We start from the raw sequence: 23,291 nt of genomic DNA, 5'->3' as shown, positions 1-23,291 counted from the left end.
TCCTACGAGCGTAGGCCCTGCGCGGCGACGGTCACCGCACCTCGATGAAACCCCCCGCATCCCGCTCCGGCCGCGCCCGCGGTTCCTCAGCCGGATGACCGACCGCCACCGCCCCCATGGGATCCCAGTCCTCCGGCAGCCCGAGCACATCCCGCACCACATCCCGGCAGAACATGGTCGAGGACACCCACGCCGACCCCAGCCGCTCCCCGGCCAGCGCGACCAGGAAGTTCTGCACCCCGGCCCCGGTGGCGACGACGAACATCTCCCGCTCGGCTCCGTCCCGCCGCGCGTCGCCGTACGTGTGCGACCCGTCCATGACCAGGCAGGGCACCACCAGATACGGCGCGTTGCGCAGCACATCCCCGCGCCGTACCCGCTTGGCGATGGACTCCTCGCTCTTGCCGTCCCGCCGCAGATCGGCGACCCACGCATCCCGCATCGCGTCGAGCAGCCGCGTCCGCGAGTCCTCCGACTCCAGCAGCACGAACCGCCAGGGCGTCGTGTGATGCGGCGCCGGCGCCGTCACGGCCGCCGCGACCGCCCGCCGCACGGCCCCGGGGTCGACGTCCTCGTCCGTGAAGGCCCGTACGGTACGGCGCTGGGTGACCGCCTCCCGTACGGCCTCCGACGTCCCCAGCCGGAACATGTCGTCACGCGCGCCGCGCACCAGGGCCCGCGCCCCCTCCCCGTGGTCCTCGGCGACCATGTGCGCCAGCCCGCGCACGACGGCGACGGGCAGCCCGGCGGCCTTGCCCTTCACCAGATCACCGGCGGCGGCGAGTTCGTCCGCCGTCGCCACGACGGTCGCGCTGAGCGGATTGCCGTACGCGTCCGTGCCCCCGCGCAGATCGTCGAGCACCCGCACGCCCGCGGCGCCGATCGCCACGTCCGTGAGCCCGGAGCGCCAGGGCCGCCCGAAGGTGTCGGTGACGACGACCCCGACATCGACGCCGAGGGTGTCCCGCAGCCCGTCCCGGATCGCCCGCGCGGACGCGTCCGGGTCCTCGGGCAGCAACAGCACGGTCCCGGCAGGTGTGTTGGAGGCGTCGACCCCGGCGGCGGCCATCACGAGCCCCTGCCGGTTCTCGACGATACGGAGAGGGCCGCGACGCGCCACGACCCGTATGGTCTCCGCGTCTATCGCGGCCTCCCGGTCGGCCGCCTCGACCATGCGCCCCTCAGCCTTGGAGACGATCTTCGAGGTGACGAGGAGGACATCCCCGTCGACCAGCCCCGGTTCGGCTGCGGCGATCAGCTTCGCGAGGTCGTCGCCCCGCTGGACCTCGGGAATCCCGGAAACGGCCCAGACCCGGTAGCCGTCGGCAGACACCTCGCTCAAGCCCCCCGCACCTCCTCCGCCAGCGCCAGTGCCTCGCGGGCCATCTGCGCGGTCGCGTCCACGTCGGTCATCATCAGCGGGACGGCCCGGCAGCGGATGCCGGCCGCCTCGACCCGCTCCACGGCACCCGCGTCGACGGTGTCGACGAGCCAGCCGTCCAGCAGGCCCGAGCCGTAGTGCTCGGCGACCGCCGCGGCCGTCGACTCCACGCCGACCGCCGCGAGCACCTTGTCGGCCATCCCGCGCACGGGCGCGTCCCCGACGATGGGGGACAGACCCACCACCGGCACCCCGGCGTCGGCGATCGCCTCGCGGATGCCGGGCACGGCGAGGATCGTGCCGACCGAGACGACCGGGTTGGACGGCGGAAAGAGGACGACGTCCGACTCGGCGATGGCCTCCAGAACACCCGGCGCCGGCTTGGCCTGCTCCGCGCCGACCGGCACGATCGCCTCCGCCGGCACCGAGGCCCGCAGCCGCACCCAGTACTCCTGGAAGTGGACGGCCCTGCGTTCGCCGTCCACCTCGATCGCGACGTGCGTCTCGACGCGGTCGTCGGTCATGGGGATGAGGCGGACCCCCGGCTTCCAGCGGTCGCACAGCGCCTCCGTCACCGCGCTGAGCGGGTATCCGGCGCCGATCATCTGCGTCCGCACGATGTGTGTGGCGAAGTCGCGGTCGCCGAGCCCGAACCACTCCGGCCCCACGCCGTACGCCGCGAGCTCCCCCTTGAGATGGAAGGTCTCGTCCGCCCGGCCCCAGCCCTGCTCCTCGTTGATGCCGCCGCCGAGCGTGTACATCACCGTGTCGAGGTCCGGGCAGACCTTCAGCCCGAAGAGGTGGATGTCGTCGCCGGTGTTGCCGATGACCGTGATGTCCGCGTCCGGCACGGTCCGCTTCAGACCGCGCAGGAACCGGGCACCACCGATGCCGCCTGCCAGAACCACAATGCGCATGGGAGCAGTCTTGCAGGCGGGTACGACAACGGGTCAGGCAGTCACCGGACTCGGTTCGATACGAGCCTCGCAAGCCCGGGGCGTGTGCATCGGCATCTCCGTCAGGCCCGGGTAGTACACGTGCAGGCTCACCGCCGGCTCCAGCGCGTCGTTCACGACCTCGTGCGTGTACCCCGGGGCGAACACGCGCTGCGCTCCCGCCGCCAACACGCGCGTGCCGCGCTCCGAGCGCTCGGTCAGCGTGCCGTCCAGGACGGTCAGGACGCCGGAGGAGCGGCCGTGGTCGTGCAGTCCGCTGCCCTGTCCGGGGACCCAGGACAGCAGCCACACCTCGTAGCCGGGGCCCGTGCGCAGCCGGTGGTACCAGCGCGTGGTCGCGTCGTACCGGACGAGGTGCTCCCACTGGGCGCGGTCGGCGGCGATGGAGCGGGCCAGGCCGGCGAACTCGGCGACGGTGGCCGGGTGCTCGCGCGGAGCCTGGAGGAGGTGCGGGACTTCGAGGATGTCGCCGGCGATCTGGAGGTCGCTGTCGCTGTTCATGGGGTGCGGTGGTTCCTCAGTGAAGGGAGGTCAGAGGGAACGGAAGCCGAGTCGCGGCCGACTCGGCCGACAGCTGGAGCAGGTGTGGCTCAACAGCTGGAACAGCAACAACAGCTACAGCGAACGTGGGCCGCACCGAGGGACCCGGCGGTGCGGGTCGAGGTGAGTGCCAAGTTCGCGAGCATGCCCACAAGGACAGCGGTTTGCACCTCCACTGTCAACTCGACGCCCGTTATGTGGGACATGTTTCACCTCATCCGGTTCATCTCTGTGGCGAAAGGTTTGTTCATGGGTTGACCGGGACACATGGCGCACAACCGGGCGCACGGCGCCGTTGTGATCCTGTGATCCGACTGTGATCCGGTTCGCTTCTGCGCGAGTGTGCAACGAGATCGAACTTCTGGGCGTCCTTTTCCGTACAGGCTCTGCGCGGGGCTGGATGCCCTCGCGGGTCCCGTCTGCTTGTCAAGGTTTATGCCGATTTGAACACTTTCCGCTAGGCCTTGGTTCCGCAGAGTGAATAAGGGGCTCAATAGCAGATCTCGGCTTGACTCGCCCGGAGCAGCACACTTGTAATTTCACTCGTGTCGTTCAGCCGAAATCGGTAACGGCTACATCACGGGGACGCGGAAAAGAACAGACGAGGGGCGCACATGACCGAGCTGGTGCAGCAACTGCTGGTCGACGACGCGGACGAGGAACTCGGCTGGCAGGAGCGCGCGCTGTGCGCCCAGACCGACCCCGAGTCCTTCTTCCCCGAGAAGGGCGGCTCCACCCGCGAGGCCAAGAAGGTCTGCCTCGCCTGCGAGGTCCGCTCCGAGTGCCTTGAGTACGCCCTCGCCAACGACGAGCGCTTCGGAATCTGGGGCGGCCTGTCCGAGCGCGAGCGCCGCCGCCTGAAGAAGGCGGCCGTCTGACCGGCCTCCCGGCCGCATCCGCGCGTACATACGTCTCGCAACAGGTCTCGCACGACTCTTGCTCTCGCGCGTCTTGAACGGCCCGTCGCAGGTGGTTATCCACAGGCGGCGGGCCGCCGTCATGCCCAGCCGATAGTGTGGTCGCTCGTCCGAGACGCCCCGCTGCCCCCTCGGGGCACAGGCGTCCACCGCAGTCCACCGAACCGGGGCCCGTACCTCGATGTCCGTGCACAGCCACACGGCAGCCCATCAAGACGTCGCTGCCACACCTGAGTTTCCGCGTCATGTGGTGACCGCGGTGCTCGTCTCCCACGACGGCGCCCGCTGGCTGCCCGACGCGCTCGCCGGGCTGCTCGGCCAGGAGCGCCCCGTCCAGTTCGCCATGGCCGCCGACACCGGCAGCGCGGACCAGTCCGCGCAGCTGGTCACCGACGCCCTCGGCGACGATCGCGTACTGCACCTCGCCCGGCGCACCGGATTCGGCCAGGCCGTCGAGGAGGCCAACCGCAGCGCCCCCGTCCTCACCCCGGACGAGCTGACCTATCTGAAGCGGCCGAGCGGCTGGGACCCCGTCACGCGCTCGTGGCGCGACGACGCCTACGACATGCCCGAACTCCCCCACGGGGAGCCGGTGCAGTGGCTGTGGCTCCTGCACGACGACTGCGCCCCCGAACCCGACGCCCTGGCCCAGCTGCTGCGCGTCGTGGAGAACGAGTACGAGCTGGGCCGCGACGACGTCGCCGTCGTGGGCCCCAAGCTGCGCGGCTGGTACGACCGCCGGCAGCTCCTCGAGGTCGGCGTCACCATCGCCCACTCCGGCCGCCGCTGGACCGGCCTCGACCGCCGCGAACAGGACCAGGGCCAGCACGACCACGTCCGGCCCGTGCTGTCCGTGTCCACCGCCGGCATGCTGATCCGGCGCGACATCTTCGAACAGCTCGGCGGCTTCGACCGACGGCTGCCCCTGATGCGCGACGACGTCGACCTGTGCTGGCGCGCCACGGCCGCCGGCCACCGCGTCCTCGTCGCCCCCGAGGCAGTCGTACGACACGCCGAGGCATCCTCCCGCGAGCGCCGCACCGTCGACTGCGTGGGCCGCACCGCCGCCTCCCCGCACAAGGTGGACAAGGCGGGCGCCGCCTACACCCTGCTCGTCAACAGCCGTACAGCTGTGCTGCCCTGGGTGCTGCTGCGGCTCGTGCTCGGCACCGTCCTGCGGACCCTGGCCTACCTCGTGGGCAAGGTCCCGGGCCAGGCCCTCGACGAGATCCGCGGCCTCATGGGCACACTGCTGCGCCCCGAGCGGATCATCGCCGGACGGCGCAGGCGCGGAAATCCCGTCGCCGACAAGGGCGAGCTGAGGGCGCTGTTCCCGCCGCCCGGCGCGACCGTGCGGGCCACCGTCGAACAGGTCGCGAGCAGCCTCGTCGGCCGCTCCGACCCCGAAGCGGCCGCAGGCGCGGGACGGCACGGCAGTGCGATCGAGTCCGGACCCGGCGGCGACGACGCGGACTTCCTGGAGATAGAACAGTTCGCCCGCATCAAGCGCATCGCCCGCAAGCCCGGCCCGGTGCTCTTCCTCGTCCTGCTGTTCTTCTCGCTGATCGCCTGCCGGGAACTGCTCGGCGGCGGTGCGCTCGCGGGTGGCGCGTTGCTGCCTGCTCCCGCCGACTCCGCTGAGCTGTGGTCGCGTTACGTGGACGCCTGGCACCCGGTGGGCGTCGGCGGCACACCGTCCGCGCCGCCGTACCTGGCGATCGTGGCCATGCTGGCCTCCACACTGCTGGGCTCGACCGGGCTCGCCGTCACCGTCCTGCTCGTCTGCTCGGTGCCCCTGGCCGGACTCGCCGCCTACTTCGTCTCCCGCCCGCTCGTCGAGTCGCGCCTCCTGCGCGCGTGGGCGGCCGTCGTCTACGCCTTCCTGCCCGCCGCCACCGGCGCCCTCGCCGGCGGCCGCATCGGCACCGCCGTCCTCGCCGTCCTGCTGCCGCTCACCGCGCGCGCGGGCATCGCGGCCAGTGGCCTGGCGAACGGCTCCGGCGCGCGCGGCAGTTGGCGCGCGACCTGGGCGTACGCGCTGCTGCTGACGATCACCACGGCCTTCACGCCGATCGTGTGGCCGATCGCGCTGGTCCTCGGGATCGGTCTGCTCGCGGTGCGGCGCGCCGACATCACCGCGTACGGCCTGCGTTTCCTGGCCCAGTTCGGCGTGCCGCTGCTGGTCCTCGCGCCCTGGTCGCTGTCGCTGCTTCCGTTCGGCTTCTTCCAGGAGGCCGGTCTGCGGTACGGCGCCTCGGCCGCGTCCGCCCTGGACCTGCTCGGCGCCAGCCCCGGCGGGCCGGGCACCGTCAGCGGGCTGATGCTCATCGGCGTCGTGCTGGCCGCGCTGGCCGCCCTGATGCGCTCCGAGCGCCAGTTCGGAATCTGGACGGCGTGGGCGGTCGCCCTGGTGGGCCTCGTCTTCGCGGCCCTGTCCAACACCTCCACATGGTCCGGTCCCGCGACCCTCGTCTACGGCATCGCCCTCCTGGCCGCCGCCGTGCTCGGCGCCGACGGGGCACGCTCGCGCGTGGCCGAGCAGAGCTTCGGCTGGCGCCAGCCGGTCGCCGCGCTGATCGCCTTCGCCGCGGCCGCCGGCCCGCTGCTCGTCGCCGCCGGCTGGATGATCCGCGGCGCCGACGGGCCGCTGGAGCGGCGCGATCCCGTGCAGGTGCCCGCGTTCGTCGCCGAGGAGAGCAGCACCCGCGACCAGGCCCGAACCCTCGTCCTCGACAGCGATTCCCCGGCCCACGTCGGCTACATGCTCGTCCGCGGCTCCGGCGCCCGCCTCGGCGACGCCGAACTCGCCGCCGAGGACGGGGAGAACGCCACGCTCGACAAGATCGTCGCCAACCTCGTGGCCGGCTCCGGCGCCGACCAGGCCGACCAGCTGGGCGCGTTCGCGGTGCGGTACGTCCTCGTCCACAAGGGCGCACCCCGCGAGGTCGCGCGCGTGCTGGACGCCACGCCCGGGCTGTCGCGGCTGAGCGAGCAGAACGGCAGCGCGTTGTGGCGCGTCGACCGGCAGGTGTCGCGGGCAGCCGTGGTTGCCGGTACCGGCTCTGGCTTGGGCTCCGGCTCGGGCTCCGCCGAGCCTCAGCCCGTCGCCGCCGGGCCCGTCGAGATCCACACCACGCTTCCGAGTGGCTCCGAAGGGCGTGTCCTGCGCCTCGCGGACAGTGCCGACGACGGCTGGACGGCCACCCTGGACGGCAAGCCGCTCACCCCGACCACGGTCGACGGCTGGGCCCAGGGCTTCGAGCTCCCGGCGGCCGGCGGCAGGCTGGACGTCACCTACGACGACCCGATCGGCCACACCGCCTGGCTGTGGACCCAGGGCTTCCTCGCCCTCGTCCTCGTCGTGATGGCCCTTCCGGGACGCCGCCGCGACGTCGACGACGACCTGCCCGAGGAGCCGGCCGTCCCGGCCGAGGCCGTGGCCGGCGAGGGCCGGCGGGCCCGTCGGCTGCGGGCCCAGGCCGAGGCCGAGGCCGAAGAGGCCGGTCAGGGCGGCGAGTTCCCGGCTCCTCCCACGGAGCCGCCGGCTGCGGCGATTCCGCAGCAGCAGCCCTACGGCGACTGGGACGCACCCAGTTACGCGGGCGCCGAGTACGGCAGCTACGGCGGCGAGCAGTACGAGGGCGGCCAGCAGTACCCGGCGGGCGCCGCCTACGACGGGACGTATCAGGCGGATCCCTATCAGGGCGGCCAGTACGACCCGTACGCGTACGGCGGGCAGTCCTCGCCGGGGTCGTACGAGGGTGGCTACGACACCTCGTACGACCAGACGTACCAGCAGGGTTACGACCCCACGTACGACCCGGCGCAGCCGCATCCGAACGGCAGTGAGCGTTCCGACGGGAGCCAGCAGTGAACCGCACCACCCTGTCCCTGATCGTCGGTGCCACCGCCCTCGCCGCCATCACCGGGATCGCGTCGCTCACCACGCCGGACGCGTCCGGCACGCACACCGCCGAGGCGGCCGCCGAGCTGCCCGTGGAGCGTACGAGCCTGGTCTGTCCGGCGCCGAGCATCTCGGACCTCGCCGAGACGACGTACACGTCGTTCACGCCCGTCACGAAGGGGACGGGGAACGGCGGGAAGGCGGAACTGCAGTCCGCGGCGGAGGAGTCGGGTGCCGGGGCGGACGCCAAGGGCAAGAAGGCCGGTGACGCCGGCAAGGCCGACAAGCCCGTCCTTCAGGGCAAGACGCCGGGGACGCCGGTCACCGGGGACGCGTCCGGGGGCGACTCGCCGGCGCTCGTGGGGACCGCCGACGGGAAGTTCGCGCCCGGCTGGACCGTGCAGGAGACGACCGAGGTCGCCGCGGGCACGGGGCGTGGCCTGCAGGGCGTCAACTGCACCGCGCCGGACACCGAGTTCTGGTTCCCGGGCGTCAGTACGGCTGACGACCGCACGGACTACGTGCATCTGACCAACCCCGACGACTCCGCCGCCGTCGTCGACATCGAGCTGTACGGCAAGGACGGTCCCCTCGAGACCACGGTGGGGGACGGGGTCACCGTTCAGCCGCACTCCGGTGAGTCGATCCTGCTGTCCACGCTCACCGCCGAGAAGCAGACCAATGCGACCGTGCACGTGAGTGTGCGCAGTGGCCGGGTGGGCGCTTCGGTGCAGGCGCTGGACGACAGGCTCGGCGGGGACTGGCTGGCCGCGTCCGCCGACCCCGCGGGGAGCCTGGTTCTGCCCGGCATTCCGAAGGACGCCAAGGCCGTGCGCCTGGTCGCCTTCACGCCGGGGGACACGGACGCGGACCTCAAGGTGCGGCTTGCCTCGCCGTCCGGCGCGATCACACCTGCCGGGCACGAGACGTTGCACGTCAAGGCGGGGATGACGAGTGCGGTCGACCTCGGGGACGTCATGCGGGGCGAGGCGGGGTCACTGGTGCTGACGCCCACGGACCGGTCCGTGCCGGTGGTTGCGGCAGTACGGGTGGTTCGTGGTGAGGGTGCCAAGCAGGAGACCGCGTTCATTCCGGCGACCCGGCCGGTGGGCACGCGCGCGACGGTCGTGGACAACCGGGCGAAGGGCACGACGCTGTCTCTCAGTGCGCCCTTCGGCTCGGCGGAGGTCAAGGTGACGGCGTCGGCGGGGAGCGAGGGCGGCACGGCGGCGTCGAAGACCTACACGATCAAGTCCGGGACTACACAGGACGTCGAGGTCCCGGTGCCGAGCGGCCTGAAGGGCACGTACGCGCTGACGGTGGAGTCGGTGTCGGGCGGGCCGGTGTACGGGGCTCGGACGCTGGCCGTGACGGAGGACGGGGTGTCAGGCTTCACCGTGCAGCCCCTGCCGGATGATCGAGGGATGGTGGCTGTGCCGGAGGCGGACGAGGACTTGTCGGTGCTGCAGAAGTAGGGCGGGGGCGCCGGCGGCACCCCGTCGGCGCCGGACTGCGCGAACCTCCGGCCCGGCGCCGACGCCGTCGCCGTCAGTCCTCGCCGTAGCGGGGGTCCACCGTCTCGGGTGTCAGTCCCAGGAGTTCGGCCACCTGTTCCACGACCACCTCATGGACCAGGGCTGCCCGTTCGTCCCGGCCCTTGGTGCGGATCTCCACCGGGCGGCGGTAGATGACCACCCGCGCGGGGCGGCCCTCGAGGGCGGGGATCGTGCCGCCGAGTGGGACCGCCTCGTCGTTCCAGGTACGGCCGGGGCCGTCCAGGCGGGGGACCTCGAGGACCAGGAAATCGATGTCGGCCAGTTGGGGCCAGCGGCGTTCGAGGCGTTCCACGGAGTCCTGCACCAGGTCGGCGAAGGCGTCGGCGCGGCTGGCGGCGAGCGGGACCTGGGGTGGTGCGATCGGGCCGCGCATGCCTCGCCCGTGGCGATCACGGCGGCGGGGCCCGGGGCCGGCGGCGCGGGGCGGTACGGGGGCGTCCATCACTGGTGAAGCGTAGTCCTCGGGGCCGGTGCGTGTCCGATCGCGGTGGGGTGGACAGGTGGTGTCCAAGAGCCGTACGGCATGTCGGCACATGACCATTCCAGCCAAGGTTGGGCTCGATTCCACATCTCTCCGAGACTGGCGGTGTCGAGGTGTTTGGTGTGGTTTGTGATAAGAGGTGACCAGCGCCGGGGGCGTTCGGGATCTCGGAAGAGGGCTTCGGCGCAGGTCAGCGACGTGGGGCGTAAGGGACGTGTGGGGTGTTTCACAGCACGACACGGTGGGGTGACCTGGGGGAGAGTCGTCGCGGCCCGCTCAAGAGTGCGGTACCGTCCAACGTCGTGAGCCCTGTACGTCGCTGTTCGCGCACCGCTTGCGGCCGTCCCGCCGTCGCGACGCTGACGTACGTCTACGCCGACTCGACCGCGGTCCTCGGCCCGCTCGCCACCTACGCCGAACCCCACTGCTACGACCTGTGCGCCGAGCATTCCGAGCGCCTCACCGCCCCCCGGGGGTGGGAGGTCGTGCGGTTGCTGGACGGTTCGGCCCCGGCCCGCCCCAGCGGCGATGACCTGGAAGCGCTTGCCAACGCCGTGCGTGAGGCGGCTCGTCCGCAGGAGCGGGCGGCCCAGGCCGGTGGAGGCGGAGGGCGCGGCGCCGATCCGATGGAAGTCGCGCGGCGGGGGCATCTGCGCGTGCTGCGGTCGCCCGACAACTGACGGTCGGTTTTCTCCGGCTGTGCGGGTGTTTCCCGTGTGCTCGTTTCGTTGAGTGATGCACGGGCATTGACGTGCCATTGGCGCGGACACGACCATTCCGTATGCCGGAACGAGAAATCGCTTTCCGCATGGCGGAATCCGGGGAGGCGCCCGTGTACGTCCAGAAACTGGAACCCGTCGCCGACTCGCTCGGCCTGTCCGCGCTTGTGGCGGCGCTGCCGCTGGTGATCGTCCTCGTCCTGCTGGGCGCGGTGCGGCTGAAGGCGCACTTGGCGGGGCTCACAGGGCTTCTGGCGGCCGTACTGGTCGCCTGGCTCGCCTACGGCATGCCGCTCGGTCAGACGCTCTCCAGCGCCGCCCAGGGGGCCGCCTTCGGGCTCTTCCCCATCCTGTGGATCGTCGTCAACGCCCTGTGGGTGTACCGGATGACCGTCCGGACACGCCATTTCGACATCCTGCGGCGGTCGTTCGGTCGGCTGTCCGACGATCCGCGGATCCAGGCGCTCGTCGTCGCCTTCTGCTTCGGTGCCCTGCTGGAGGCGCTCGCCGGGTTCGGGGCGCCCGTCGCGATCTGTTCGGTCATGCTGGTGGCGCTCGGGTTCGAGCCGGCGCGGGCGGCGGTCGTCGCGCTGGTCGCCAACACCGCGCCCGTGGCCTTCGGCGCGATGGGGACGCCGGTGGTGACGCTGGCCCAGGTCACCGGGCTGCCACTGGATGACGTGGCTTCCGTGGTGGGGCGTCAGACGCCCCTGCTGGCCCTGGTCGTGCCGCTCGTGCTCGTCGGGCTCGTGGACGGGCGGCGCGGGCTGCGGGAGACCTGGGTGCCCGCCCTGGTGTGCGGAATCGCCTTCGCCGTCGCCCAGTTCGCCGCGTCGAACTACGTCTCCGCGCAACTCGCCGACATCGGCGCCGCCTTGGCCGGTGCGGGTGCCCTGGTCGCCGTACCGCACGCGCGCGTGCCCGCCACCGAGGCCGTACGCGCGTCCGTGCTGACCGGGGCGCGGAGCGAGGAGTTGGACGAGGACGACCCGCCGCGAGAAGTCGTACGGGCCTACGCGCCGTACGCGTTGATCGTCGTGATCTTCTCCCTCGCGCAGATCCCGGTGGTCAAGGACTGGCTGGCCGGGGCGACCCAGACGTACGACTGGCCCTTCCTGAACGTCGCGAGCCCGGACGGGGAACCGGTCGGCGGCAATGTCTTCAGCTGGCCGATCGTGTCCACCGGCGGCACGCTCGTGCTGCTCGCCGGGGTGTGCACGGCAGTCGTTCTCGGCGTGCACGCGCGCGTGGCCGTCAAGGAGTGGGCCGCGACCGTGCACGAGCTGAGGTTCGCCATCCTCACCGTGACGTCCGTGCTGGCGCTCGCGTACGTCATGAACCTCTCCGGACAGGCCGCCACCATCGGCTACTTCGTGGCCGCGGCCGGTGCCGGGCTCGCCTTCCTGTCGCCGGTGCTGGGCTGGTTCGGTGTGGCCGTGTCCGGGTCGGATACCTCGGCCAACGCGCTGTTCGGCGCGTTGCAGGTGACGGCGGCCCGGGAGACGGGGCTGTCGCCGGAACTCCTGGCCGCCGCCAACAGTTCAGGTGGTGTGCTCGGCAAGATGATCTCGCCGCAGAACCTCACCATCGCGTGCGCGGCCGTAGGGCTCGCGGGCCGGGAGGGGGACCTGCTGCGGCGAGTCCTGCCGTGGAGCCTGGGCCTGCTGCTGGTGATGTGCCTGATCGTGGTCGGCCAGAGTTCACCGGTGCTGGGCTGGATGCTGCCCTGACCTGGCCCTGACCTCCACTCTGACCTCCGCGCTGACCTGAGGCTACGGCTGGGAGTCCGCTCAGTGGCCGCACAGCCCGCTGTCAGTGGGGGCGGGTAGTTTGGGGTGACCGACAGGACTTTCAGAAGGGTTGGCCGTGGCTGCTGATCTGTCACAGCTCGTGAAGGCGTACGACGTCCGCGGGGTCGTCCCGGACCAGTGGGACGTGCCGCTGGCCGAGCTCTTCGGGGCCGCCTTCGTCCAGGTGACCGGCGCGAGCGCGATCGTGATCGGGCACGACATGCGGCCCTCGTCCCCCGGCTTGTCCCGTGCCTTCGCGCGCGGGGCGGCGGCCCAGGGCGTCGACGTCACCGAGATCGGCCTGTGCTCCACCGACCAGCTGTACTACGCCTCGGGCGCGCTGAACCTGCCGGGCGCGATGTTCACGGCCTCGCACAACCCGGCCCAGTACAACGGCATCAAGATGTGCCGCGCCGGCGCCGCCCCGGTCGGCCAGGACACCGGCCTCGCCGAGATCCGCGAACTGGCCGAGCGGTGGAGCGACTCGGGTGCCCCGGAGCCGGCAGGGACGACGGGCACGATCACGCAGCGGGACACGTTGGAGGACTACGCGGTCCACCTCCGCTCCCTGGTCGACCTGACCTCCATCCGCCCCCTGAAGGTCGTCGTCGACGCGGGCAACGGCATGGGCGGCCACACGGTCCCCACGGTCTTCGACGGCCTGCCCCTCACCCTCGTCCCGATGTACTTCGAGCTGGACGGCACGTTCCCGAACCACGAGGCGAACCCGCTGGACCCGGCGAACATCGTCGACCTCCAGAAGCGAGTCCGAGAAGAGTCCGCCGACCTCGGCATCGCCTTCGACGGCGACGCCGACCGCTGCTTCGTCGTCGACGAGCACGGCGCCCCGGTCTCCCCCTCCGCCATCACGGCCCTGGTCGCCTCGCGCGAGCTCGCCAAGAACGGCGGCAAGGGCACGATCATCCACAACCTGATCACGTCCTGGTCGGTCCCGGAAGTCGTCAAGGAGAACGGTGGCACCCCGGCCCGCACCCGCGTCGGCCACTCCTTCATCAAGGCCGAGATGGCGAAGACCGGCGCCATCTTCGGCGGCGAGCACTCCGCCCACTACTACTTCAAGGACTTCTGGAACGCCGACACGGGCATGCTGGCCGCCCTCCACGTCCTCGCCGCCCTCGGAGGCCAGGACGGCCCCCTCTCCGGCCTGGTCGCCCAGTACGACCGCTACACCGGCTCCGGCGAGATCAACTCCACCGTCGCCGACCAGGCGGGCCGCCTAGCGGCCATCAAGGCCGCGTACGAGGGCCAAGAGGGCGTGGAACTGGACGAACTCGACGGCCTGACCATCACAGCCGCCGACTGGTGGTTCAACGTCCGCCCCTCCAACACGGAGCCGCTGCTGCGCCTGAACGCGGAGGCACGGGACGAGGCGACGATGGCGAAGGTACGGGACGAGGCGCTGGCGATCATCAGAGGCTGAGGGCTGAGGGCTGAGGGCTGAGGGCTGAGGGCTGAGGCGGTCGACGCCGGTCCAGGCACTTTCAGCCCGTCCGGCGTTTGAGGACGAGGCCCGTCCAGGGCCGAAGCGGGGTCTGGGGCGGCAGCCCCAGCGGGGTCGAAGGGGCGGAGCCCCTTCAGGATGGGACGGGTAGGGGCGGCGGGGGCGAAACCCTCCCACCGCACCCGCACCCCCACCCACCTCTCCCCGCCCAACCCCGGCACCCCGCCCCCACCGGCGGTACGCTGACCAGGCACATCCGCACACCCGCACGTACCGCACACACCCACCCCAGAAGGGACCCCCTCATGCCGCTGGAAGCCGGCCTCCTGGAGATCCTCGCCTGCCCGGCCTGCCACGCTCCCCTCAAGGAGCAGGAAGCCGAGCTGATCTGCACCGGCCAGGACTGCGGCCTTGCGTACCCCGTCCGCGACGGCATCCCCGTTCTGCTCGTCGACGAGGCCCGCCGCCCCGCGTAAGCCGAGGCCCGCCGCCCCACGTAACGCGATGCCATGGCCTCCGGCGCAAAGACAACCGGTCACCGTCCAAAGACAGCCGACCACCGGCGTACGGACATCAGGCCACGGCATGAGACCACCGCCGAGGGGCCCCACGCCGACAGCGACCGGCAACGGCTAACCGGCAACGGGCAGCGGGCGACAGGCGACGGAACAAAGACAGCCTCCGCCCGCATAAAGGCACCACGCCCGCGCCAAGACAAACAAAGACACCCCGCGGCCACCCGCGACCGAGCAAGACCCCGGCGAACACACCCGCGCAGGACACAACCCCGCCGGACCCAAGCCCCAGACCCGGCGATCGGAGGCTGCCGCCCATGCTCGACGAATCGCTGCTGGACACGCCGGAGGCGCTCGCAGAGACCGACCGCCGTGCCCTGCTGCGCGGCGCGGCCGAAGCCGGCGCCCGCGTCCGCACCGCCGCCCGGCACGCCGCCGAGGCCGGCGTCCACGACCTCAAACCCGACGGCCGCCCCCGCGCCATCCTCATCGCGGGCCCCGGCGCGGCCGCCATCTGCGTCGCCGACCTCCTCGGCACGCTCGCCGGCGTCACCAGCCCCGTCACCCGACTGGCCCCGGCCGGTGTCGCCCCCGCCGCGGGCGCCCTGCGCTGGGAGCTGCCCGGCTGGGCCGGCTCCGTGGACCTGCTGCTGATCACCACCCCCGACGGCTCCGAGCCGGGCCTGTCCCTGCTCGCCGAGCAGGCCTACCGCCGTGGCTGCACGGTCGTAGCCGTGGCCCCGGCCGGCTCCCCGCTCACCGAAGCGGTGCGCAACAACCACGGCCTGTTCGTGCCGATGGCGTCCGCCCCGTACGAGCCGGAGGAACCCATCGCGGCCTCCGCCCCCGGCGTCCTGTGGGCGTTGCTCACCCCGATCCTGGCGCTCCTCGACCGCACCGGCATGCTCACCGCCCCGCCGGAGGCCCTGGAGAAGGTCGCCGACCGCCTCGACCACATCGCCGAACGCTGCGGCCCGGCCATCGCCACCTACAGCAACCCCGCCAAGACCCTGGCCGCCGAACTCGCCGACACGCTCCCACTGATCTGGACCGAGGGCGTCTCCGCCGGCCCGGCCGGCCGCCGTCTCGCCGCCGCGCTCGCCGAGCTCGCCGGCCACCCCGCCCTCGTCGCCGAGCTGCCCGAGGCGCTCGCCGCGCACAACGCCCTGCTCGCCGGCAGGCTCGCGGGGAACGCCGACCCCGACGACTTCTTCCGCGACCGCGTGGAGGAGGCACCGGCCCTGCACGCGCGCGTGGTGCTGCTGCGCGACCGCCCGCTCGGCGGCCTCACCGCCGCGCCCGCCGCCCGGGACCTCGCCCTCAGCCATGACACGCCGATCAGCGAACTCGAGCCGGAACCCGGTGGCGAACTCGAGACCCTCGCGGAACTGATCGCCATCACGGATTTCGCCGCAATTTACCTGGCGCTCGCCTCGGGGGCCTGATCTGTCCCAGGACGCCGTGACAGCCGTACGCACAAGGAACCAGCAGTCGTACACAAGGCGAACCCGGCGTCCTACCGATGAGATCCCGAAGAAACCCGGCGTCACGCACAGAGAGCAGGCAGACAACCGCATGGACCGCCTCGACAACACCATCCGCCCCTACGCCTGGGGTTCCACCACCGCGATCCCGCAGCTCCTCGGCATCGAGCCGACCGGCGAACCGCAGGCGGAGATGTGGATGGGCGCGCACCCGGGCGCACCCTCGCGCACCGAGCGCGGGACGCTCGTCGAGGTCGTCGAGGCCGACCCGGAGCGCGAGCTGGGCGCCGCGGCCGTGGCGAAGTTCGGCCCCCGCCTGCCCTTCCTCCTCAAGATCCTCGCCGCCGGCGCCCCGCTCTCCCTCCAGGTGCACCCCGACCTGGCGCAGGCGAAGGAGGGTTACGAGGACGAGGAGCGCCGCAACATCCCCGTGGGCGCAGGCCACCGCAACTACAAGGACGCCAACCACAAGCCCGAACTGATCTGCGCGCTCACCGAGTTCGACGGCCTGTGCGGCTTCCGCGACCCGCTCCGAGCCGCCGACCTGCTCGACGGCCTCGGCGTCGACTCCCTCAAGCCGTACGTCGACCTGCTGCACGCGCACCCCGAGGAGGCGGCGCTGCGTGAGGTCCTCACCGCCGTCCTCACCGCCGACCCGGACGAGATGGCCCACACCGTCGCCGAGGCCGCGGCCGCCTGCTCCCGCCTCGGCGGCGACTACGCCCCGTACGCCGACATCGCCCACCACTACCCGGGCGACCCCGGCGTCATCGCCGCCATGCTCCTCAACTACGTCCGACTCCAGCCCGGCGAGGCCCTGTTCCTCGGCGCCGGCATCCCGCACGCCTATCTGAGCGGCCTCGGCGTCGAGATCATGGCCAACTCCGACAACGTCCTGCGCTGCGGCCTGACCCCCAAGCACGTCGACGTCCCCGAACTCCTGCGCATCGTCCGCTTCGAGGCCGGCGACCCCGGCGTGCTGCGCCCGGAGGCGTCCCCGGACGGCGAGGAGGTCTACGAGACCCCGATCGACGAGTTCCGGCTGTCCCGCTACGTCCTCCCGGAGGGCACCACCGCGCACGACTTCACGCGCGCGACCCCGCAGATCCTGCTCTGCACGGCGGGCGCCGTCCGCGCCGGGGAGCATGAGCTGACGCCGGGTCAGTCGGTCTTCGTACCGGCAGGCGAAAAGGCCGAAGTATCCGGTGCCGGTACGGTCTTCCGGGCCACGGTCGTCGCCTGACCGAGGGCGTCGGACGACCCGGCGCACCGTTGTCGGACCGGGCTGCAACAATGGCGCACCGGCAAAGGACGGGCAAAGCCGATCGGGGGCCACGCGCTCCCCTCGGCGACGCCTGGACGGAGTACGTACGAAGGCTACGAAGGCCTACGAAGGCGAAGGGACAACGCGACACATGAGCGCGGCAGGCGGTACCAAGGCGATCGTGGCGGCACTCGCCGCCAACCTCGCGATCGCGGCATCGAAATTCGTGGCGTTCGCGTTCAGCGGCTCGTCGTCGATGCTCGCCGAGGGCGTGCACTCGCTCGCGGACTCCGGCAACCAGGCCCTACTGCTGGTCGGCGGCAAGAAGGCCCAGCGCGAGGCGACGCCGCAGCACCCCTTCGGTTACGGCCGCGAGCGTTACATCTACGCCTTCCTCGTCTCGATCATCCTGTTCTCGGTCGGCGGCATGTTCGCGCTCTACGAGGGCTACGAGAAGATCAAGCACCCGCACGAGATCGAGCACTGGTACTGGCCGGTCGGCGTTCTCGTCTTCGCGATCATCGCCGAGGGCTTCTCCTTCCGCACGGCCATCAAGGAGTCCAACGTCCTGCGCGGAAGGAAGTCCTGGAAGGATTTCGTCCGCCACGCCAAGGCCCCCGAGCTGCCCGTCGTCCTCCTGGAGGACCTCGGCGCGCTGGTCGGTCTGGTCCTCGCCCTGGGCGGCGTCGGCCTGGCCCTGCTCACCGGCGACGGCGTCTGGGACGGCATCGGCACCGTCTGCATCGGCATCCTGCTCGTCCTGATCGCCGTCGTCCTGGCCGTCGAGACCAAGTCGCTGCTGCTCGGTGAGGCCGCGGGCGTCGAGAACGTCCAGAAGATCGAGGCCGCCATCGTCGACGGCGACACCGTCACCCGCATCATCCACATGCGCACGCTCCACCTCGGCCCCGAGGAGCTCCTGGTCGCCGCCAAGATCGCCGTCCAGCACGACGACACGGCCACCGAGGTCGCCTCCGCCATCAACGCCGCCGAGGGCCGCATCCGCGAGGCCGTCCCGATCGCCCGCGTGATCTACCTCGAGCCCGACATCTACAGCGAGACCGAGGCAGCCAAGGGCGCCGACCGCGAGGCGACGCCCGGAGGACCGACGCAGCAGGGCGCCGAGCACTGAGCTTCCGTACGACGGGGGCCCGCCGAGTCGATCGGCGGGCCCCCTCGCGTATCCCTGGCAGCGGGTTCCCTCACAAGTGCGGGGGCCACAGCGCCAACTGCGCCGCCGGCCGCCGCCGTACGTTCCGCGCCGCGACCCCGCAGACGATTCCGGCGACGGCGAGAAGAAGCCCGAGCAGCGTGGCCACGGCGAGCAGCGCCGGCAGCACATAGCTGTCGGTCACCCGGCCCATGACCGCGCCGACGGGCACCGTCCCACCGTGGTCCTCGGCGAAGAAACGGGAGTCACGCGAGTTCAGACGGTGGTCGCCGAGCAGGAACAGCCGGCCTTCGGGCACCGTCACGTCGTACGGGCGCTGCATCCCGTCGGCGACGCCGTCCTTCACATACGACTCGCTGAGCGGCGTCCCGTTGACGGTGAGCCGCTCCCGCGCCGTGCCCGCGCCTTCGCAGCAGACGACGCGGTCGCCGCCGACGCCGATGACGCGCTGCACGACGGCCCTGCTCTGATAGCGCTCCGGCGCCGTGTACAGCACCACGTCGCCCCGCCCCACCTCTTCCACGCCCACCCGCTCGGCGACGATCCGGTCGCCGATGTCGTACGTGGGCCTCATGCTCTCGCTCGACACGCTGGACAGCACATAGCCCGTCCGCAGCCACAGCACGGAGGCGATCACCAGCACCAGCCCCACAGGGCCCACCACCCACGCCGTGACCGCGAGTCTTCGCCCCTGCTCCATCGGCACTCCCTCCCCAGGCGGAACGTCCGCGGCGGCAGAGAGTAGCGGCCGGCCGTGACGCGTCCGCGCGGGCCCACGGCGTGACGGCCGCGGGCCCGCACTTCGGCTACCGCACCTCGCTCGCTTCTGCGTTCCCCGCCCCGGCTACTGGATCTCGCCCAGCACGCCGAGCACCGTGCCGTCGTCCCCGGCCGCCAGCAGCCGGTCCCGGAACCCGGCGTCCATCAACTTCCGCGACAACAGCGCCAGAATCCGCAGGTGCTCGTCGCCCGCGGCCGCCTCCGGTACGGCGATCATGAACACCAGCCTCGCCTTCGTACCGTCCAGCGAGCCCCACTCGACGCCCTCGGCGGACCGCGCGAAACCGACGACCGGCGCCGTCACCGCATCCGTCTTGGCATGCGGAATCGCGATCTCCTCCCCGAGCCCGGTCGTCCCCTGCGCCTCCCGCCGGAGGGCGGTCGCCACCAACTCGTCCACATCCGCGACCCTGCCGGTCCGCGCCAGCAACGCGGCCATCTCCCGGATCGCGGACTCCTTGTCATCCGCGTCGAGTTCGACCTTCACGGTCTGCTCGGTGAGGTAACCGGAGAGATCCTCGGCCGCGGCGCCCTCTGCGGGCGTAGCGGTCTCCGCAGCTGCAGTACTGTCCACGCTCGTCGCGGCCGCCGCCGGCTCCCGTACGGCCCCCCCCTCCAGGACGGCACCAGCACCCGCCACCCCGACGCCCGCCCCGACCAGCGCGGGCTCGGGACCTGCCGTACCAGTACCCGTACCCGTGCCGGTGCCGACGACCGCCTCGCCACGCAGCCTGCGCTCGCGCAGGTCGATCAGCGCGACCGTGGTCAGCGCGGTGACGACCGAGCCGATCACCACGGCCACGAAGAACATCGGTACGCCGTTCACCGCGCCCAGCACGGCCACGATCGGCCCGCCGTGCGGCACCGCGTCCTCGACCCCGGCGACCCCGGCGACGGCGCCGGCCACCGCGCCGCCGAGCATGTTGGCGGGGATGACCTGCGCGGGCCGCGCCGCGGCGAACGGGATCGCGCCCTCGGAGATGCCGAAGCAGCCCATGAACAGCGAGGCGAGCCCGGTCTCCCGCTCCTGCTCGGTGTACAGCCGCTTACGTATCAGCGTGGCCAGGCCCTGCCCCAACGGCATGACCGGGATCGCGGCCGCGCACATGCCCATGACCGTCTGGTTGCCGGTCGCGATGAGGCCGGCGCCGAACAGGAACGCCGTCTTGTTGACCGGCCCGCCCATGTCGAACGCGATCATCAGCCCGAGAATCGCACCGAGCAGGATCGCACTCGTGCCGGTCATCCCGCTGAGCCAGCTGGTCAGGTGCTCGAACACCCAGGAGATCGGCTTCCCGATGACGTAGATGAAGAACAGCCCGAGCGCCGTGGTCGCCACGATCGGGATCACGATGATCGGCATGATCGGCTGCACGAACTTCGGGACCTTGACCTTCTTGATCCACAACACCAGATACCCGGCGAGGAACCCGGTCACGATCGCCCCGATGAAGCCCGCGCCCGCCTTGGAGTCGTACAGCGAACCCGTGTTGGCGATCCAGCCGCCGATCATGCCCGGCACGAGCGCGGGCCGGTCCCCGATGGCATACGCGATGTAGCCGGACAGAATCGGCACCATCAGTGTGAAGCCGATGACGCCGATGTTGTTGATGTCCATCCAGAAGGAGTCCTTCGGGATGACCAGACCGCCGGACGGGTCCGTGTGGCCGCCCAGTGAGAGCGAGATCGCGATCAGCAGTCCGCCGACCACGACGAACGGGATCATGTAACTGACCCCGTTCATCAGCGCCTTGTACCCGACGCTCCGCTCCTTGCCGCCGCCACTGCCGGCCGCCGAGGCCGCGGACACGGCCCCCGCCTCGTACACGGGCGCGGCCAGCACCCGCTCGATCAGCCGCTCGGGATGGTGAATGCCTTCGGCCACCCCGACGGTGAGCACCCGCTTGCCCGCGAAACGGCTCAGGTCCACGTCTTTGTCCGCGGCGACGATGATGCCGTCCGCTTGCTTGACATCGTTGTCATCGAGGACGTTTTCAGCCCCGATGGATCCCTGGGTCTCCACCTTCATCTCGATATCGCGGCTCTCGGCAGCCTGCGCGAGCTTCTCCGCCGCCATGTACGTATGCGCGATGCCGGTCGGGCAGGCGGTCACCGCGAGCAGCTTCAACCGCTTCCGCTCGCCACCGCCGCTGGCCGTGGGGGGAGGGTCGGCCGGACTTGTCACGTCGATCTCCTAACGCCTTTGTCATGCGAAAACGCCGTCCCGGACGTCCCGCAAGATCGATCAGATGTTCCGATTCCCCGGCATCCTGCACCACCACGCCGCAGACTCAAAGGCGCAAAGATCCCGCATCGTCCCGGTCTGCCGCCTCCTGTTCACGGTTCGTTGGTGTCCTGTGATCGCTCCCGCACCCGACCGTCACCTGACCTCCCACCCGCCCATGAAGGCCCCCTCGCCCCCTGCACGACTCCCTTGATGGCCTGATCTCTACGCAGGCGGACTGGGGGCCGCCGGGCCTCCCGGTGTAGCTTGGGGCAGAGCCAGACGTCGCTGCTGATGGCGGTCGGGCGGTCCCTCCGCGGACCGACCGAGGGAGAGAGGGCCTCCGACGGACTGCGCTGCGCGTACGCGGGCATGCCTGTGTCCTCTTCGGGCACCCCGGTGTCCGTCGCCGCGCAGACCAGCCGTACCCACCCTCGCCCCAAACCCCGAGGAGCAGCTCGCAATGACGACTGTCGAGAACCGACAGGACTTCAAGGTCGCCGACCTCTCCCTGGCCGAGTTCGGCCGCAAGGAGATCACCCTCGCCGAGCACGAGATGCCCGGCCTGATGGCGATCCGCAAGGAGTACGCCGAGGCGCAGCCGCTGGCCGGCGCCCGCATCACCGGCTCCCTGCACATGACCGTGCAGACCGCCGTCCTCATCGAGACCCTGGCCGCCCTCGGCGCCGAGGTCCGCTGGGCGTCCTGCAACATCTTCTCCACCCAGGACCACGCCGCCGCCGCGATCGCCGTCGGCCCCAACGGCACGCCCGACAACCCCCAGGGCATCCCGGTCTTCGCCTGGAAGGGCGAGACCCTGGAGGAGTACTGGTGGTGCACGGAGCAGGCCCTGACCTGGCCGAACACCCCCACCGGCGGCCCGAACATGATCCTGGACGACGGTGGTGACGCCACCCTCCTCGTCCACAAGGGCGTCGAGTACGAGAAGGACGGCAAGGTCCCGGACGTCGACACCGCCGAGTCCGACGAGCACCGCGTCATCCTCGAACTCCTGCACCGCACCATCACGGACGGCTCGCAGAAGTGGACCCAGCTGTCCTCCGAGATCCGCGGCGTGACCGAGGAGACCACGACCGGCGTCCACCGCCTGTACGAGATGCAGCGCGACGGCATCCTCCTTTTCCCGGCGATCAACGTCAACGACGCCGTCACCAAGTCGAAGTTCGACAACAAGTACGGCTGCCGCCACTCCCTGATCGACGGCATCAACCGCGCCACCGACGTCCTGATCGGCGGCAAGACCGCGGTCGTCTGCGGCTACGGCGACGTGGGCAAGGGCTGCGCGGAGTCCCTGCGCGGACAGGGCGCCCGCGTGATCGTCACCGAGATCGACCCGATCTGCGCCCTGCAGGCGGCGATGGACGGCTACCAGGTCACGACCCTCGACGAGGTCATCGACAAGGCCGACATCTTCATCACCACGACCGGCAACAAGGACATCATCATGGCCGCGGACATGGCCAAGATGAAGCACCAGGCGATCGTCGGCAACATCGGCCACTTCGACAACGAGATCGACATGGCCGGCCTCGCCAAGATCCCGGGCATCGTCAAGGACGAGGTCAAGCCGCAGGTCCACACCTGGACCTTCCCCGACGGCAAGGTCCTCATCGTCCTGTCCGAGGGCCGCCTGCTGAACCTGGGCAACGCCACCGGTCACCCGTCCTTCGTGATGTCCAACTCCTTCGCGGACCAGACCCTGGCCCAGATCGAGCTGTTCACCAAGCCGGACGCCTACCCGACCGGTGTGTACACGCTGCCCAAGCACCTGGACGAGAAGGTCGCCCGCCTCCACCTGGCCGCGCTCGGTGTGAAGCTGACGACGCTCCGCCCCGAGCAGGCCGCGTACATCGGCGTCGAGGTCGAGGGCCCGTACAAGCCGGACCACTACCGGTACTGAGCCGAGCCGCTGCCGAGCGGTGTTACTGCTGCACACCGGGCCTCTTGAGCCGGGCTGCCGGGCGACGGGATACGCACGGCAGTTTCCGGCGAACGAGGTCGGCATGGCAGTTGCCCGAGAGGGCGCCCGTGCACTGGCGCGCTCTCAGCAGCAGATCCTCAGAGGCAGGCCCCCGCACCCCCGTGTCGGGGGCCTGCCCCATTGGCCCGCGTGACCACTTCGGCCG

Annotated in this window: 17 protein-coding genes; 11 read left to right on the top strand and 6 right to left on the bottom strand. The window is 71.3% G+C overall.

The window, feature by feature from the left end:
- Window positions 1-31: 31 nt before the first annotated feature.
- Genes AB5J49_RS19070 through AB5J49_RS19060 form a run of 3 tightly spaced genes read right to left on the bottom strand, consistent with a single transcriptional unit; the run spans window position 32 to window position 2,838 of the window.
- Window positions 32-1,333 (bottom strand): coenzyme F420-0:L-glutamate ligase, encoded by a 1,302-nt coding sequence (locus AB5J49_RS19070; protein WP_369175190.1) that lies wholly within the window; start codon window positions 1,331-1,333, stop codon window positions 32-34.
- A 5-nt stretch (window positions 1,334-1,338) separates the two neighbouring features.
- A complete protein-coding gene (cofD, locus tag AB5J49_RS19065) occupies window positions 1,339-2,298 on the bottom strand; it encodes a 2-phospho-L-lactate transferase (protein WP_369169822.1) in 960 nt (319 codons plus the stop codon).
- A gap of 33 nt (window positions 2,299-2,331) precedes the next feature.
- Window positions 2,332-2,838: a cysteine dioxygenase family protein gene (locus tag AB5J49_RS19060; RefSeq protein WP_369169821.1), complete on the bottom strand. Its 507-nt coding sequence runs from the start codon at window positions 2,836-2,838 to the stop codon at window positions 2,332-2,334.
- A gap of 653 nt (window positions 2,839-3,491) precedes the next feature.
- Here AB5J49_RS19060 and AB5J49_RS19055 point away from each other — a divergent pair.
- From AB5J49_RS19055 to AB5J49_RS19045, 3 genes are all read left to right on the top strand, one after another.
- A complete protein-coding gene (locus AB5J49_RS19055; RefSeq protein WP_003975777.1) occupies window positions 3,492-3,755 on the top strand; it encodes a WhiB family transcriptional regulator in 264 nt (87 codons plus the stop codon).
- A gap of 220 nt (window positions 3,756-3,975) precedes the next feature.
- Window positions 3,976-7,668, top strand: a complete 3,693-nt coding sequence (locus AB5J49_RS19050; protein WP_369169820.1) for a glycosyltransferase — start codon at window positions 3,976-3,978, stop codon at window positions 7,666-7,668.
- Complete coding sequence (locus AB5J49_RS19045) at window positions 7,665-9,173, top strand: DUF5719 family protein (RefSeq protein ID WP_369169819.1); 1,509 nt, start codon at window positions 7,665-7,667, stop codon at window positions 9,171-9,173. Before AB5J49_RS19050 ends, AB5J49_RS19045 begins: the two co-directional genes overlap by 4 nt.
- A 73-nt stretch (window positions 9,174-9,246) precedes the next feature.
- On the opposite strand, the gene AB5J49_RS19040 is transcribed toward AB5J49_RS19045, so the two are convergent.
- Window positions 9,247-9,696: a metallopeptidase family protein gene (locus AB5J49_RS19040; protein WP_369169818.1), complete on the bottom strand. Its 450-nt coding sequence runs from the start codon at window positions 9,694-9,696 to the stop codon at window positions 9,247-9,249.
- A 290-nt stretch (window positions 9,697-9,986) separates the two neighbouring features.
- Here AB5J49_RS19040 and AB5J49_RS19035 point away from each other — a divergent pair, with 290 nt between their 5' ends.
- The 7 genes from AB5J49_RS19035 (at window position 9,987) to AB5J49_RS19005 (ending at window position 18,101) form a co-directional block, all read left to right on the top strand.
- Entirely contained in the window at window positions 9,987-10,415 is a 429-nt protein-coding gene (locus tag AB5J49_RS19035; RefSeq protein WP_078916722.1) for a DUF3499 domain-containing protein, read from the top strand.
- 152 nt (window positions 10,416-10,567) lie between these two features.
- Window positions 10,568-12,184: an L-lactate permease gene (locus tag AB5J49_RS19030; RefSeq protein WP_369175189.1), complete on the top strand. Its 1,617-nt coding sequence runs from the start codon at window positions 10,568-10,570 to the stop codon at window positions 12,182-12,184.
- A gap of 136 nt (window positions 12,185-12,320) precedes the next feature.
- Window positions 12,321-13,685 carry a phosphomannomutase/phosphoglucomutase gene (locus tag AB5J49_RS19025; RefSeq protein ID WP_369169817.1) on the top strand — a complete coding sequence of 455 codons (1,365 nt, stop codon included), beginning with the start codon at window positions 12,321-12,323 and terminating at the stop codon, window positions 13,683-13,685.
- A 326-nt stretch (window positions 13,686-14,011) separates the two neighbouring features.
- On the top strand, window positions 14,012-14,182 hold the full coding sequence (locus AB5J49_RS19020) for a Trm112 family protein (RefSeq protein WP_015659983.1): 171 nt from the start codon (window positions 14,012-14,014) through the stop codon (window positions 14,180-14,182).
- 356 nt (window positions 14,183-14,538) lie between these two features.
- On the top strand, window positions 14,539-15,666 hold the full coding sequence (locus AB5J49_RS19015) for an SIS domain-containing protein (protein WP_369169816.1): 1,128 nt from the start codon (window positions 14,539-14,541) through the stop codon (window positions 15,664-15,666).
- Window positions 15,667-15,796: 130 nt separating this feature from the next.
- Window positions 15,797-16,948 carry a mannose-6-phosphate isomerase, class I gene (gene manA, locus AB5J49_RS19010; protein WP_369169815.1) on the top strand — a complete coding sequence of 384 codons (1,152 nt, stop codon included), beginning with the start codon at window positions 15,797-15,799 and terminating at the stop codon, window positions 16,946-16,948.
- A gap of 172 nt (window positions 16,949-17,120) precedes the next feature.
- Window positions 17,121-18,101 (top strand): cation diffusion facilitator family transporter, encoded by a 981-nt coding sequence (locus AB5J49_RS19005; protein ID WP_369169814.1) that lies wholly within the window; start codon window positions 17,121-17,123, stop codon window positions 18,099-18,101.
- 70 nt (window positions 18,102-18,171) lie between these two features.
- Here AB5J49_RS19005 and lepB read toward each other — a convergent pair whose 3' ends face one another.
- Window positions 18,172-18,840 carry a signal peptidase I gene (gene lepB, locus AB5J49_RS19000; protein ID WP_369169813.1) on the bottom strand — a complete coding sequence of 223 codons (669 nt, stop codon included), beginning with the start codon at window positions 18,838-18,840 and terminating at the stop codon, window positions 18,172-18,174.
- Between the two features lie 144 nt (window positions 18,841-18,984).
- Window positions 18,985-21,105, bottom strand: a complete 2,121-nt coding sequence (locus tag AB5J49_RS18995) for a fructose-specific PTS transporter subunit EIIC (protein WP_369169812.1) — start codon at window positions 21,103-21,105, stop codon at window positions 18,985-18,987.
- Between the two features lie 502 nt (window positions 21,106-21,607).
- On the opposite strand from AB5J49_RS18995, the gene ahcY reads away from it, so the two are divergent.
- Window positions 21,608-23,065, top strand: a complete 1,458-nt coding sequence (gene ahcY / locus AB5J49_RS18990; protein WP_369169811.1) for an adenosylhomocysteinase — start codon at window positions 21,608-21,610, stop codon at window positions 23,063-23,065.
- The last annotated feature ends 226 nt before the right edge of the window (window positions 23,066-23,291 follow it).

It is taken from the genome of Streptomyces sp. R28 (genome assembly GCF_041052385.1).
Lineage (GTDB): Bacteria > Actinomycetota > Actinomycetes > Streptomycetales > Streptomycetaceae > Streptomyces.
Note: the sequence above shows the minus strand (reverse complement) of the source record. Positions and strands in the feature narration are given on the sequence as shown.